A 14,755-nucleotide genomic window follows, 5' to 3' on the forward strand; every position below is an offset into this window, starting at 1 on the left:
TGCCCTGCCGTGGCCAGCGCTCGGCTGATGGTTTGCTGGGTCGGGGTGAGGTCACGGCCCGGCGGGCGTCTGAGGGGTGTTGTCACCCATGGGCCGGATCCCACGCTGTTGGCTTTTGCTTTTGAAGAGCCAGATCTTATGGCCAGCTCGATGAGGACTCCCAGTGGGGTGCACTTTGGAGATTAGCTTGGGAGGTGTTGGTGCTCTAATGGCGGTAGCTACCCTTGGGTGCAGGGGTGCGATTGGCGCCTGGGAGGCTGCTTCCCTAGTGATCTCATCCAGCTGGCGAGGCCAAGTGCAAAGTCTATGTTTCTTTGACGACAGAGGATTGTGGCCCGGAATTAACCTGGTTACGCATACCTTCCAAGGCATGCTCTACGCGTTCTACCGCCTCCGGCTCGATGTTCCTTAGGAGCTTTGCGATCTCGTCTTTGTGATGGCCGTGAGAGCATTTAGAAGAGATCTCTATACAGAAGGCGATGGTGAATTCTGGCGAGATGTGCTCAACATCCGAAGAAAGGAGGCTGAGTATCAGCGTCAGATAGGCGGGTCTGTCTATAGATTCGTAGAACCTAATGGATGGCAGACATCGCCGATAGACCTTCTCGCGGATCTCATGCTTACCATTTTTCGAGATTGCTGCCAGAAGTTCTAGTAGCGCTCTTGCCGGGCTGAGGAGCCGACCATCGGTCTCCACCACAGTGAGCGAGAGAATTTCCGGATCGATACCAGTCATGGGTTCAGCGATATCGAGTAGCAGTTGGGCTTGTGGATCAGATAGAAAGTCAGCCTCGTACAGCAGATCCAGCCCATCGTACATCTTGACCACAACGGGCTCTTCTGGCGTCACCGGAAGCGTAAAGGGCCAACCATCATCACCGCCGATAGTTACGGGTGCTTCTATTCTTCGGTCTGGCGCACTGATTTCTAGCACCCGACGATCATCTTTCCAAAGTCGGTTCACTTTAAGGATGCGCACGAAACCCATCCAGGCGTCATGGGTGGTGAACTGTGACTGCCATAGGCGGGTGTGCTGTACCCACGGCTCGTCACCTTCGGAGCCTACAAAAAGATCGTCCGACTGCACCGGCGACTTTTCCAAGAGGGTCGCCAATAGCAGCAAATTGGCATTGTATATAGCCAAACGGGCGGTAGTGGACCTTCTTCTAACAGGCTCATATCCCGCGAAGTCGTTTCTGGGTTGCGCAAAAAGTGAAACCCGAAAGAGAGAAATGAGGAATTTCCGCAGTTCGGATCGGTCCTCCAAGGAGAATCTTTCTACGCAGCGACGCAGGAAGTCAACTACCGGCTCGCGAGCCGAAAGCGGCTCAAAAGAGAGAAGGGCGTAGAGAAAATCATCGTTTAGCCGACGAGGAGACTCAGTGATGGAGAATACTCGTGACTGAGATTGTGCAGTGGCCAACAAATACTCTAGGGACCTCCACACTCCGCGCGCCATCAAGTACTCTCCGAAAGTCGCATGCATGAACTCGTATGTGCGACGCCGGGTAAGGCCTTCAGCCGAGGACTTGTGTATGAAGAAGAAGCCGCCCACAGTCAAATCTGTCTTGGTTAGAGGCTCGTGCAGCGTATCTCTCACTTCTTCTGTCTGCGTGGGATAGAGTTGGCTGAGGTCTTCCTCAAGCTCGACTGCGTTCACCCACTGCTGGGCTCGATTGAACATAGCCGCTGCCGTAATGCTCAACTGCTGGAGTTTTTGTTCAATTGCACGCTGCAAGGCATGGCTGTCTTTTGAGGCGCCACCTCTAGACATAACTTCTCTTCTAGAAAATCGAATAAGCATCTTCTCGTATAGATCAGAGATGTCGAAGTCCGACTTCTCTTTCTGAAGGGAATTGTCATCAGCGTCGTATAGCTCCAACATCAGCAAGAGCAGTGGCTGCTCGGCAAGAGTGCGGTGACGCAGAATTACCTCCATTGGAATGGGCTTGAGGCGCGTCTTGCTGTAGAAGGGGCGGTTTATGTCGTTCCAGGTAGTAATCGATTGGCTGATCTGGTCGTCCGTAAAGGGGTCTAGGCGTAGCACTACGGTCCCTTCTGGGAATCGAGTTCTGCTGGCCACTACGGTTCGACTGGTTATAAGTATCGCTGTATGACGACCAAATGCCGCTTCGTTCTGCTGGAAATTTTGGACGAGTTCTAGGTAATCTGAACGGTTTACTCCAGTCGCCTGCAGAAGCTCATCAAACCCGTCCAAGAGCACAACACGCCGTTTCGCCTGATGGTATGCGCGTACAAGTTCTGGCCAGGACGTTTGTTCCCCATTGGTTGCTTGTTCGATGCCGTTACGGATCTGACGTTCAATAGGCGCATTTGCGTCTACGTGCCGTAGCTCGACCCGAATGGCTAGTATGCCGGCTTGCGAAAGTCTCGCCGCAAGGACCTTAGTAAGAAGAGATTTTCCAGCCCCCGGCTGCCCGAGGACGACTATTGGCGCGTCGTATGCCTCTGTTAGTAGACCAGCAAGAGATGGCTCTAGAGTGCTGTGCAGAGGTTGACCATCCCACCAGGAATCATCTCCTAGATCATCAGAGGAAAGTTGATCAGTTATTCTCCCGGCAGGATTAATGTATCCCTCTCTCAACTTAGGGAACTGCACCTGTGGGTGAGCGTCGAGCAATCGCGCATTAACGATCGGCCATTCAAGCTCGCTCGCTGCTCGGATAGCTAGCGCCGTAGCAGCGTACGCATGACTCCCGACGCGAGCTTCGCTGAGCAGAATTTCGACACCGCTCAAGCCGGCGGCCACGCCTTCAATGGCGCTGAACATTGACGATAGCCGCCTAGCGGTCTCACTGTTCAGTTCTCGAATTGCTTCACGAGTGGCCTGATGGTTATTTAGATTGGCCCACAGAGCGAAGACTGGGCAATCGGCGGCGAGTTTCAGAAAATCTTCCTGGTACCTTCGCACCGCTGCTTCGGGAACCGAAGACCTGATTGTTTCGCGAAGCGCGTCAAAATCGGTTTCCGTTAGTTGTTCAACTACCGCTAGGCCGTCGATGAACGTGATAAGACGTTCGCATAGCTGACCGTAGAAGGAGCGCAGATCCCCGAGGACAGCTTCATGTGAGCGGGCTGGCGTGGGAACTGGTACTGCTTCTTCCGTAAGGGCGCGGAGCAGGTCCCCATGCGATTCCTGCAGAGCCCCTGGTGAGGACAGTATCACTTTCTCTTGGTCCGTGAGCTGCAAATCTTCCACATCGATGGGAAGCTCAGATCTTGTTAGAGCTTCAAAATAATTCGTTATTACGAGGATGGCGTGTGCGGCGACGAGGCGATCAGTTCTATCTGGATCGGACCATCTGTGGCGTCGATCGCGGATCTCGGTGATTTTCTCGCGCCCCAAACGAATGGCCTCGTTTCGCAGGCCGAAAAGAGCTAGCGTCGCTCCGTGAGTGGGTATCGCGCTAGCTCCTAGCAATGCAACCGTTGCCTGATCAATCAGTTTCAAGAGCTTACTGTTTCGTCCGTCGAGCAATTGGACCGCAGATCGATAGGACATGTGGGTGCGCATGATAATTTCCTGTCCGGTGCGACCCCGGCGCGACCCCGGTGTGCCGATTGGGGTTCCTCCTTCCAGGTTAGTCATGGTTGTCCATTAAGTCGAACGGTGGTGGAGCGTGTCGTTTGAAATTCAACGGACTAGCGAATGCTGTTTCTCAGCTGTTGAGGTGAGGCAGCGTCAGGAATACTTGAGTGCCCTTGGTCTTGCTCGACGGGGGAACCCGGCCGGGAGGCGGCTAAAGCTGGGCTAAAGCCGTCAAGTGCGCGGCCCGGGCGCCGGCCGGGCTGGAGCGGGGCGGAGACAAGAGCGCAGGTCCGGCCGGGGGCCGGGCCGCGCGCGGTGAGCGGAGCGAGCCGCCTTGAACCCGTGAAGAAGGTTGTTACTCAGTAGTGGCTGTGATGCGCCACAAGGGAGCGTCGTAATGCTTCGGGCGGCTGTTGATGAGCAGCTGGCGCAGGTCCTCGCGCAGGGAGCCGTTGAGGTTCAGGGCCTCAGTGATGCGGCGGAATGTCGTGTGGGTGACTCCGCGGTCCCGGGCCTCGGCTTCGAACTGGTCGACCTGAGCCAGTACGGCATCTGAGTCGAGCTGTACCGGTGGTTGGTCCTTGAGCCATGCGGCCTTATTGCGCTCGTAGTCGATTTCCGAGTAGCCGCAGATTTCGCGGCTGTGCGCCTCGACCTCGTCCAGGGTGGCGGTTGCCAGGATGGCTCGGGCCAACTGGTTGCGGGTCAGCGCCTCGTCCAGGTCGACCTCATGGACCGTCGGTCCCTCGGCAGTAAGCGGCACTGGGAGGCCGGCGTCTCGCATCTCGCAGGTGCCGCGTACGCCTCGGGCTGTTGCCGCGAGCATGCCGGTTGCCTCGGAGGGGTGCCATTCCAGGACCGAGCCAATCGGCTCGACGTCCTTCGCAGTGAGGGTGTGGAGGAGTGGGCCGAATATGCCGCGCAGTTCTTCGAGAGGGAGTTCGCCGTCGAGACCAGCTCCCGCCACCAGGAGTCGGACGGGAGCATTCACCTGGCAGCATGCGGCGAGGGTGAGGGCATCGGCAAGAGGGCTCTTCAGTGTCGGCTCATCGCCGCGGGCGAGGATGTCGCCGCCCACGTCCAGGAGGTCGATCGACACTGGTGACAAGTGGTCCACTAGTTCTTCGAGTTGGCGCGTGACGCCCTCGACCCCATAGCGCGGATCGATCAGCGCGAACGTGTGCCGGAACTCTGCTGCGAGTCGGGGGAGAGTCGAGCCTGCCGGAGCGATCGGGCGGGCTTCGGCCGGCACTGCCCAGGCTGCTGGGGTGAGGGGCTGGAGGCCGGTGAAGTTGTCTGGCCCTCGGGGACCCGGAACCGGGTCGATCAGGAGGCGGTCCCACGCGTACGTGAGGATCACCGCCTGGTCCTCGTCGCCGTAGAGGGCGGCGTGAATCATTGCGGCGGCGACTGCGTCGCCCCCTCCTCCTGCTGCGACGATCAACCGCGTCATGCGTCTCAGCCTACGGGGTAGGGGGTTGACCACTCACCCTATAGTGGCTAGAGGCCATAGCCACTTGTATCGAGAAGCAGGCCTCAGCTCGGTAGCGGGGTGCCCGACTACTCGCCTGGGGCTCGCCTTGGGTGAGGAGGACTGATGCCGCAGATCGAGGAGGCTCAGCCGAAGTATCTCCAGATCGCGCACTACATCCGTGATCAGATTCTTCGGGGTGACCTGCGACCAGGTGATGAGGTGCCGTCAGAACGGCAGTTGGCGGCGGACTGGAAGGTTTCCCGGCCCACGGCCGCGCGGTCGTTGGAGGCGCTGAGTCATCAAGGGCTTGTCGAGAAGCGTCAGGGGTCGGGCACGTACGTGCGGAGCCTCGAAGTCAACCGGCGGGCTCGTGAGTTGTACGGGCGCGCTCGGCAGACCGGGAAGATCTACACGCCTGGTGAGTACGCCGTGATCACCTCTGCCGGTTGGCTGGAGGCGCCGGATCACGTCGCTGAGGCGCTGGGCCTGGTCAAGGATCGTCGGGCGGTGCACCGGCGGCGGGTTACCAACAACCAGGACGGGCCGATCACGCTCTCCACCTCGTGGTTCGCTCCGGATGTCGGTCAACGTGCGCCGAAGCTTCTGGAGCCGGAGCGGATCCAAGAGGGGACGCTGCTGTACGTCGAGAACCTGACCGGGCGGCAGGGGGGTTACGCGGAAGATCGCATGTGTGCGCGTGCGGCGACTGAGGAAGAGGCCGAGGACCTTCAACTTGCCGCCAACTCCGCCGTGCTGATCGTGCACCACGTCGTCTTCGACCTCCAGGACCGGCCGTTGGAGTTCGCTGAGGCCACCTACCCGCCGCATCGCTGGGCGTTCGAGCAGGGCTACCCCCTCACCTGAGGGGGCCAGTTACGGCGAATCGCTTGCGTCACCCAAGTGGCTAATGCCACTATCCAGAAAGTGGCTAAGGCCACTTCACTGGGGGGAGGCGCGGTGTGACGAGTCAGCGGCCGGGTCAGGGCACGCACTTACGTTGCCGGGGTTGCCGGGGGCGCGGCTGGAAGCGCGTCGGCTCACGAACGACCCTGGCGCTTGCCGCAGCCGCCGATCGCACCCGTGCCACATCAAAGCGGCGCTGCCTCGACTGCGACGGTAGCGGCAGGAAGTGAGCACCTGATGGCTTACATGATCGACCGCTACCCGTCTGAGGAGTCACCGCGTCTCGGTGCGATGACCTTGCACCCCGTCGCTGAGTCTGTGCCACGGGCTCGTCGCTGGTTCCGCAAGTTCATCGCCCCGTACAACCCGGCCTGCTCCGTCGACGACTGTGCGTTGATGATCTCGGAGCTGGTGACCAACGCCGTCGCTTACGGCCGGTCGGACGAACCCTGGCTTGTGTGGGTCGAGTGGTTCCGTGAGGGGACTTCGCTCCGGGTCGACGTGCACAACCCCGGCTTCCCGGCGAACGTGCGGTTGAGGCACCCCGACGCCGACGACGCCCACGGGCGTGGACTGCTCCTGGTCGATTCGCTGGCCGAGTCGTGGCACGCTGCACCGAGCCGCTTCGGCGGAACCGTCGTCTCCTTCGTGGTGGCCGATGCCTGGCCCGGAAGGTAAGAGTTCGCTCCACTTCTACTTCGACAATCGAAGATTCGCTAGTCTGGTTGACCAGTTGACTTGGCCAATCACGACAGGCGGCGTTCATGGCGTATGAAGTGGAGCCACCGAAGTACGTGTGCCTGGCGCAGACGATCCAGCGTCGCATCGAGGACGGCACGTACCCGCCTGGCACTCGGGTGCCCAGTGAGAACCAGTTGGTGCAGTCCTTCGGGATGTCCCGCCCCACCGTCGTACGGGCGCTGGAACTGCTGAAGCGTGACGGCTGGCTGGAGTCCCGACAGGGGTACGGCACGATCGTTCGGGACCGGCCGGAAGCGGTCGAGCAGAAAGACCGGCGGGGGCGGGAGGCTCTGGAGCGCGATGAGTCCCAGACCTCGGGACGCCTCGTGGAAGTCGCTGAAGTCGTTGTCCCGGCGCGAGTCGCCTCAGCGCTCGGCTTGCCGAAGAAAGCCAAAGTTCTCATGCGCCGCTTCCTCGTTGAGGAGGAGGGTGAGGCGGTCGAGTTGGTCTCGTCCTACTTCCCCGCCGTCCTGGCGGAGGACACCGAGCTGGCGAGCCCTCAGGTCCTGACCGGCAGTGTGCGCAAGCACCTGGAGGCGCGTAAGAAAGTCCGCTTGGACCATGTGACGGAACGAGTGTCGGCTCGATTGCCCGAGCGCGCCGAGGCCGAGCTCTTGGACCTGCCGGATGGCATTCCGGCCCTCAGTGTCCTGGTCGTCGCGTGTGACGCCTCTGGGCAGGCGCTGCAAGTCTCTGACGTGCTGCTTCCTGCCGACCGCCAGGAGCTGGAAGACACCTATCGACTCACCTGACACGGGCCGGTAGGGCCACGCCGGCGTGGCTGACGTGGCCCTGCATCATCAGGAGCGTGACCCTCGGCTGGCCAGCCGGTAGATCACATACGTGAGTGCCAAGATGAAGTCGACGGCTACCCACAGGCCGATGATGAGCCCTACTCCGATCGTGGTTCCGACATCACCCGCGGCTTCGCACACCTCCAGCTCCTCGCCTGTCAGGCCACGGCACTCTTCGGGGGTGCCGCTACCGGTTGAGGCGCCGACTATCACAAAGATCAGAAAGAGAATCTGGACTGCCAGGAAGACCCAGAAGAAGACGCGGTGCCGCTTCCTCGGCGGGGGTGCCGTGTCCTTCTGGTCGGGTGGATGACCTGGCGGTGGCCCTTGTTGTGGTCCTTGCCAGGTCCTCGACGATGGTGTCGGCTCTTGGGGAGTGTGTGGACCCCAGGATGGCTGCTGTTGAGCGCGGTGCTTCCTGTTCATGACGCGCCCCTCCTGCGTGCTCTGACTACATGCTGCGCCCGCCCTAGTCGCTTGACAAGTCAACCTGGCATCCGTAGCTTCGGACTTGCTAAGTCAACTTGTCAGGTGGCGAGTTGGTTGATCGACAAGGAGAATCTCTGTGCGTGTGATCCGTATTTGCGTGTGATCCGTATTGAGGCCTCGGCCGCCACGATCCTGCTCACCGAAGCGCCGGCGCCGAAGGTGCGTGACCGGCAGACCGGTGAGATCGCCAAGGACGCCGTGAGCGGTGAGGCGCTGATGACGGTCGGCGTCGTCTACATCGACGAGGGTGAGTCGTCGCTGATCCAGGTCACCGTCCCCGAGAGCGGTGTGACGGAGGGCTTGAACGTTGGGGCCCCGGTCTCGCTGCCGGGGCTCATCGCCCGGCCGTGGGAAAGCGTCTTCAACGGGCAGCAGCGGCATGGCATCGCCTACCGGGCGACCGCCGTTGCTCCTGGCGCCTTCCCGATGGAGCACGCGGGCTGATCGTCGTGACCGACCTGGTGACTTGGGCCGAGTTGGGCGGGTCGCTCGCTGCGATAGGCGGCGCGGCTTACGCCCGGCATGCCCATCCGGCGGCGTACTGGGCCACGGTCGGGCTGCCCGTCTCGGTGGCCCGGCTGCTGGCCTCGTACACCTCCACCATGGACGCGTGTGGCCTGACGGTTGAGCCGCCCCGGTGGCGGGCCTTGGCCGTCAAGGCCACGACTCGCCGTGAGGTCCGGCCTGTGCCTCCTCGCCGAGGCATGATCCGGCCCACCTCGACCGGCCTGCGGCTCCGGCTGCGGCTGGCTCCGGGCCAGGAACCGGCGGACGTGGCGCCCTCGGCCGAACGGCTCCGGCACGCCTGGGGCGTTCACGCCGTGTACGTGCGGGACGTCAAGCCCGGTGTCGTGGAACTGCGGCTGGTCGGCTTCGACGTCCTGCGCAAGGTAAGGATGCCGCGCCGGACCGAAGTTGGTCCGCTCCGCGTGCCGGTGGCTTTGCGGGAGGACGCGACTGCCTTTGTACGGGATTACCGGGCCGTACCCCACGAACTCGTGCTCGGCGCCACGCTGTCCGGCAAGTCCATGTTCCTGCGGAACCTGCTTGCCGGGCTGGCCGCTCAGCCGGTGGTCCTGGTCGGGATCGACTGCAAGCGCGGTGTGGAGCTTGCGCCGTTCGCTCCCCGGCTTTCGGCACTGGCGACCGACCCGGAGCAGGCGGCCGAGCTGCTGCCCGTGCTCGTCAAGGAAATGGAGGACCGATACGACCTGATCAAAGCACGGCAGGGCGTCGCCCCTGGTACCCCGGATGAGCTGATCACCTCGGACGTCTGGGGCCTGCCGGAGGACGAACGCCCGGCTCCCATCGTGCTGTTCGTCGACGAAGTGGCGGAACTCTTCCTCGTCGCCACGAGGAAGGAGGAGGAGCGACGGGACGAGATGGTCACTCAGCTCATCCGGCTCGCTCAGCTCGGCCGTGCGGCTGGCATCTACCTGGAGGTCTGCGGGCAGCGCTTCGGGGCGGAGCTGGGCAAGGGAGCGACCATGCTCCGGGCTCAGCTCACCGGCCGGGTGTGCCACCGGGTGAACGACGAAGCGTCCGCGAAGATGGCGCTCGGTGACATCGCCCCTGAGGCTGTCCTGGCCGCCTGCGCCATCGCCGCCGAGTTGCCCGGCCTCGCCGTCGTCGGCGACACGTCCGGCGGCTGGTCCCGCATCCGCACCCCTCACCTGTCCCTCGCCGACGCTGCGGCCACCTGCCGCGAGACGGCACACCTGGCCCCGGACGTTCCGGCGCTCGCGCCGTTCCGGCCCTACGCCCCTCCGGTGCCGGTGAAGGAGTCCGGCCCTCTGGCCACTCCTCGGCCGATCACCGAGTAACCGACCCGCTCCCACGGTCGGCGCGGCCGTCCCGCGCCAAGTCCCTACCCCGCCCATGCCCGGAACTGGAAGGAGTTGCCGTGCGCGCCTTGCCCGTCCGCGTGGACGCCGTGCTCGTTCAAGCGGTGATCGCCGCCGCGCTGTCCTTCGCTCACCTGCATGACCTGGCGCTCGCTGCCGGACAGGACGGCTGGAAGGCGTGGGCCTATCCGGTCTCCGTCGACCTGCTGTTGGTGGCGGCCTGGCGGCGCCTGCGCTCCGGTGAGTCGAAGACGGCCGGGTGGTGCTGGTTCCTCGTCGCACTGACGGCGTCCCTCGGCGCCAACGTCGCCACCGCCGGTCTGCTCGACCTGGTACGTACCGGCCTGGCTCCGCATCCTCGTCGCCGGTTGGCCCGCGGTCGCCTTCCTCGGCGGCACGCTGCTCGCTCACGGAGCAGCGCATCCCAGCGCGGACCCGGCGACGGCACCGGAACCGCCTTCGACGGCACAGGCGCCGGGACCGACCGCCGCAGACATCGAGCCGCCCACGGCTGCGCCCGAACTGCCAGCCACTGCACCGGAGTCAGCTCCGCGGCCTCCATCCCCGATACCGCCCGCGCTCGTCACCCTCGCCCGCAAGGTCGCTGACGAACACCGCGCCCGGAGCGGGACCGACATCGACACCTCGACCCTTCGCGCCCGGCTCGGTGTGCCCATGCCGCTCGCCGAAGCCATCACCACCCAACTCACCTGACCCGGAGGAATCTCCCCCTTGCGCCCGTCCACGCTCCGCGCGCTGAAGCGCGCCGCCGAGCTGACCCGACAGAACCGTCTGACCGAAGCCGTGCTGATCGCCAAACCGGTCATCCTCGCCGCCGACAGCTACGTCCGTGGCTATCGCCGCCGTGGTCCTGCGCTCCCTCGTCACCGGCGCGAACAAGCGCTGACCGGCCGCCGGGGCGGCAAACGCCGCCAAGCATCCCGCCGCCCCGGGGCCGTCCCTCCCAACCGCCGAAACAGCCGAAAGGAAGACCCATCATCACCCGGCAGACTCCGCCCCCGCTGGCGGAACTCTCCATGCTGGCCTCCCTCGGCACCATGCCCGAGCTGGCCCGCCAACTCTCCGGCCTGGGCGGGTGCACGAACCCCGTGCGCCTCGACGGCCACCGAACCGAGTACGCGGTCGACCGGACGACCGGAGAGATCGGGCGCGTCCTGAACCACCTCGACTCGTCCTCCCTGCCCGCCGGAAGTCTCCTCGTCCGCTGCAACAACCGCCGTGCCACCCGCTGCGCGGCCTGCGCGGAGGTCTACCGCCGAGACACCTTCCACCTGATCACCGCCGGACTCCGTGGCGGCAAGGGCACCGCCGAACGGGTCGGCAAGCACCCGCGCGTCTTCGCCACCCTCACCGCACCGAGCTTCGGCCCGGTCCACAACCGCCCTTCCAGCGGGCGGCCCTGTCCTTGCGGTGTCCGGCACGACGACACAGACCCGGCCCTCGGTACGCCCCTCGAGCCGGACGCATACAACTACGAAGCGGCCGTGCTCTGGAATGCCCACGCCGGAGCCCTTTGGCGGCGCTTCTCGATCTACCTGCGCCGTGAGATCGCCAAGCGCGCCGGACTCACCCAGCGCACATTTCGGGATCACGCACGTGTCTCCTTCGCTAAGGTCGCCGAGTACCAGAAGCGGGGCGCCGTCCACTTCCACGCGGTCATCCGCCTCGACGGCCCGGAGGGCGGCGACACGGCCCCTCCGGCCTGGGCATCCCCCGAGCTGCTGACCGACGCAATCCAGGCCGCCGTCACCGCCACACGCGTCAACGGACCGCACGTCGACGGCCGCGTCCACACCTTCGCCTTCGGCCGTCAGCTCGACGTGCGAACCATCCGCTCCGCCGACTTCGACGGCGGCCAGGAGCTGACCGAACGGGCCGTGGCGGCGTACATCGCCAAGTACGCCACCAAAGGCGCCGAGACAGCGACCGGCACCCTGAACCGGCCGATCCGCTTCCTCGCCGAACTGGCACAGACCCGGATCACCGACCACGCCCGACGCATGATCCGGACGGCCTGGACCCTCGGCGCACGCAAAGACCTCGAACACCTCCGCCTGCGCGTCTGGGCCCACATGCTCGGCTTCCGCGGCCACTTCTCCACCAAGTCCCGCCGCTACTCCACCACCCTCGGCGCCCTCCGCGACGCGCGCGCTGATTGGCGCCGCGCACAGGCCGCCACGGCAGCTCCCCAGGACGGCGAAACCACGCTCGTCCTCGCCCACTGGGTCTTCGCCGGAACCGGCCTCAGCACCGGTGAGCAATGGCTGGCCGCTTCCCTCGAACCCGCCCCCGGAACGGAAGGAGAACCGACATGGACGCCCGTCGCGACGAGCTGATGACCGTTCGCCAAGTCCTGGATGAGCTGGGCGGTGTCTCCCGTCGGACGTTCTACCGCTGGCGAGAACTGGGGTACGGGTCGGCCGCATTCAAGCTGCCCAACGGAGAGCTGCGGGTTTGGCGGAGTGACTTCAACACATGGCTGCGACAGCTGGAGGAGGCGGCGTGAAGTCTCTCGACGTAAAGGTCTGGGGCGTCCGCAAGCGGGACACCAAGACGCCCTCGTACGGTGTCCGCTGGTCTGTCGCAGGCGGTGTGTTTTCGGAGTCCTTCCGCACCAAGGCGCTCGCCGACCACTACCGCACGAAGCTCATGCGTGCCATGCGCGACGGCGAGGAGTTCGACACGGAGTCGGGACTTCCGGCCTCAATGGAAGAGAAGAAGTCGGCCGTGTCGTGGTACGCCTTCGCTCTTAGGTACCTCGCCATGAAATGGCCTCATGCCGCCCCCAACACACGGGACGGCATCAATGAAGCCCTCACCAGCGTGACGCTGGAACTCCTCGACGAGCGCGCCGGACGACCATCCGACGAGGAGATCCGCAGAGCATTACGCAACTGGGCCTTCGTGCTGCCGGGGCCCGATGACCGGGAAGTCCCGGACGACGTGCGGAACGTTCTCCACTGGGTGTCCAAGGCATCCCGGCCGCTCGCCGATCTCGCTGAAGCGGCCACGGCTCGCACGGTCCTCGACTCGCTGAAGCTCAAGCTCGACGGCACGGCGGCAGCGGCGGAGACCGTGCGGCGCAAGCGTCGGACACTCGTCAATGCCGCGAATTACGCCGTCGACCTGGGGGAGCTGCGGGAGAACCCCATCACGGCTGTCCGCTGGCAGAAGCCGAAGGTGTCCAATCAGGTTGATCCTCGGGTTGTCGCCAATCCGGAGCAGGCACGGAACCTCCTAGCGGCGGTTTCCTACGTGGGCGGGTACCGGCGTGCTCGTGGTCGTCGCCTCGTGGGTCTGTTCGCTGCCATGTACTTCGGTGGCCTGCGGCCAGCGGAAGCGGTCGGCCTCGTCGAGACGGACCTGAAGCTTCCCGAGCAAGGCTGGGGCTCGGCGCTGCTCCACCGGACCCGTCCGTCTGTCGGCAAGCAGTGGACCGACTCGGGGGAGACCCATGACGACCGCGGGCTGAAGAACCGGCCGACCGAGGACGTGAGGCGGGTGCCGATCCCGCCTCACCTCGTAGCCGTGCTCCGCGAGCACCTGGCCACCTTCGGCACGGCGGACGACGGACGGCTCTTCTTCAGTGAGAAGGGCTCGGTCGTCCCGTCCTCGACCTACTACCGCGTGTGGCAGGAAGCTCGGCTCCTCGCGCTTCCGCCGGCCGTCGCGGCCTCACCGCTCGCGAGTCGGCCGTACGACCTCCGGCACTCGGCGCTGTCGACGTGGCTCAATGCTGGAGTCGATCCCACCGAAGTTGCCGAGCGCGCCGGCAACAGCGTGGAGGTCCTGCTGACCCGCTACGCGAAGTGCCTCGACGGGCGGCAGGACGTCGCCAACCGGCGTATCGAGGACCTGCTTCGCGAATACGAGTGAGGCGCGCTGCACTCCACCGAGGCCCCGGGCATCTTGTCCGGGGCCTCTCTCGTTTTGTGCCCTACCTGCTGCGATGCTTCGAGTCGAGATCAGACGAGGGGGGCTCGTGGAGCTGAAGGTCACGCGCTGGAAGCGGTACGGACATGAACGCCTGTACGCGAACCTGCCGGATGGCACTGCTGTCGGCTGGGCGGACGTGAGGACGGGGGACACCACGGTCCTGGTCGCCGAGTATCGCGACGACGTGATCGCCGTGTTGACACACCACTTACGGAACAGTCCTGAGCCGGTCTCGCCACAGGAGGGGCCTGTGGCCGAAGCCCGCCCGATGCTGCCCCCTCTGACGCCGGCAGACGACCTGTCCACCAACCGTCCCGGGGAATCCCTCCGTGATCTGCTCGCCGAGTCCGGCCCCGGCCTCATCGAGCGAGTCGTCTCATTATTGCTGCGACGCCCCACGGAGTGGGACTCGTGGCGTAAGGGTCTGGCGGGGGAGAGGAGAGTGGGAGCAGAACTGAACCGCTTGGCGCGTCGCGGGTGGCGGGTCCTGCATTCCATCCCGCTCGCCAACAATGTGGATGTCGATCATTTGTTGATCGGGCCTGGCGGGGTGTTCAGCATCAATACGAAGCACCACCACAACAAGGCGGTATGGGTCGGCGACGATGCTGTGAAAGTCGATCACGGAAAGCCGGCGCCCTACGCACGTAAAAGCCGAGCGGAGGCCAAGCGAGTCGTTCGGGTGCTTGAGCGATACTGCGACTTCCCCGTGCCGGTTGAGCCAGTGCTTGTCTTTGTCGGCGTCACCGACCTCAAAGTGGTTGCCACACAACTCGACGTCCGGGTGTATCAGGAGCGCCAAGTCTCGGCTCTGGCCCCGCTCTCAGGCATGCTGACCACCGAGCAGGTAGAGCAGGTGTACAGCGTCGCTCGCCATCGCCAGGCCTGGAGCAAGGCTTGAGTCCGTGCCCCGCAGTGTGGTGCCGGGCGTCCCCCCCCGGCTACTGCGGGCTCCCGTCGTTTTGCGTACTTCACCTGCGGCGATGCCTCAAGATCCCGTCCA

11 protein-coding genes and 1 pseudogene are annotated in these 14,755 nt (G+C 64.2%); 10 read left to right on the plus strand and 2 right to left on the minus strand.

Translation table 11 applies throughout. The features are described 5' to 3' along the window. Positions 1–304: 304 nt before the first annotated feature. Together ACFY5B_RS35200 and ACFY5B_RS35205 are read right to left on the minus strand one after the other, a co-directional pair. Entirely contained in the window at positions 305–3,535 is a 3,231-nt protein-coding gene (locus ACFY5B_RS35200; protein WP_389977876.1) for an NACHT domain-containing protein, read from the minus strand. Positions 3,536–3,905: 370 nt separating this feature from the next. After that, a complete protein-coding gene (locus tag ACFY5B_RS35205) occupies positions 3,906–5,003 on the minus strand; it encodes a DUF1152 domain-containing protein (RefSeq protein WP_389977879.1) in 1,098 nt (365 codons plus the stop codon). Positions 5,004–5,147: 144 nt separating this feature from the next. Between ACFY5B_RS35205 and ACFY5B_RS35210 the strand changes: the two genes are divergently transcribed. From ACFY5B_RS35210 to ACFY5B_RS35255, 10 genes and pseudogenes are all read left to right on the plus strand, one after another. After that, positions 5,148–5,888: a GntR family transcriptional regulator gene (locus tag ACFY5B_RS35210; protein WP_389977882.1), complete on the plus strand. Its 741-nt coding sequence runs from the start codon at positions 5,148–5,150 to the stop codon at positions 5,886–5,888. A gap of 276 nt (positions 5,889–6,164) precedes the next feature. After that, a complete protein-coding gene (locus tag ACFY5B_RS35215; protein WP_389977885.1) occupies positions 6,165–6,605 on the plus strand; it encodes an ATP-binding protein in 441 nt (146 codons plus the stop codon). Positions 6,606–6,691: 86 nt separating this feature from the next. Then, positions 6,692–7,420, plus strand: coding sequence for a GntR family transcriptional regulator (locus ACFY5B_RS35220; protein ID WP_389977888.1), 729 nt, complete (start codon positions 6,692–6,694; stop codon positions 7,418–7,420). A 624-nt stretch (positions 7,421–8,044) separates the two neighbouring features. Then, positions 8,045–8,395 (plus strand): hypothetical protein, encoded by a 351-nt coding sequence (locus tag ACFY5B_RS35225; RefSeq protein ID WP_389978128.1) that lies wholly within the window; start codon positions 8,045–8,047, stop codon positions 8,393–8,395. 5 nt (positions 8,396–8,400) lie between these two features. Next, positions 8,401–9,774 carry an FtsK/SpoIIIE domain-containing protein gene (locus tag ACFY5B_RS35230; protein ID WP_389977891.1) on the plus strand — a complete coding sequence of 458 codons (1,374 nt, stop codon included), beginning with the start codon at positions 8,401–8,403 and terminating at the stop codon, positions 9,772–9,774. An 80-nt stretch (positions 9,775–9,854) separates the two neighbouring features. Then, positions 9,855–10,509 (plus strand): annotated as a pseudogene (locus ACFY5B_RS35235) (DUF2637 domain-containing protein). Between the two features lie 323 nt (positions 10,510–10,832). Beyond that, positions 10,833–12,152: a replication initiator gene (locus ACFY5B_RS35240; RefSeq protein ID WP_389977894.1), complete on the plus strand. Its 1,320-nt coding sequence runs from the start codon at positions 10,833–10,835 to the stop codon at positions 12,150–12,152. Further along, entirely contained in the window at positions 12,128–12,322 is a 195-nt protein-coding gene (locus ACFY5B_RS35245) for a helix-turn-helix transcriptional regulator (protein WP_389977897.1), read from the plus strand. The genes ACFY5B_RS35240 and ACFY5B_RS35245 overlap by 25 nt, the downstream gene beginning before the upstream one ends. Next, entirely contained in the window at positions 12,319–13,692 is a 1,374-nt protein-coding gene (locus ACFY5B_RS35250; protein ID WP_389977900.1) for a tyrosine-type recombinase/integrase, read from the plus strand. Before ACFY5B_RS35245 ends, ACFY5B_RS35250 begins: the two co-directional genes overlap by 4 nt. A gap of 73 nt (positions 13,693–13,765) precedes the next feature. Next, complete coding sequence (locus tag ACFY5B_RS35255; RefSeq protein ID WP_389977903.1) at positions 13,766–14,653, plus strand: nuclease-related domain-containing protein; 888 nt, start codon at positions 13,766–13,768, stop codon at positions 14,651–14,653. Positions 14,654–14,755 lie beyond the last annotated feature (102 nt).

The organism is Streptomyces sp. NPDC013187 (assembly GCF_042899705.1).
Classification (GTDB): Bacteria; Actinomycetota; Actinomycetes; order Streptomycetales; family Streptomycetaceae; genus Streptomyces; species Streptomyces hawaiiensis_A.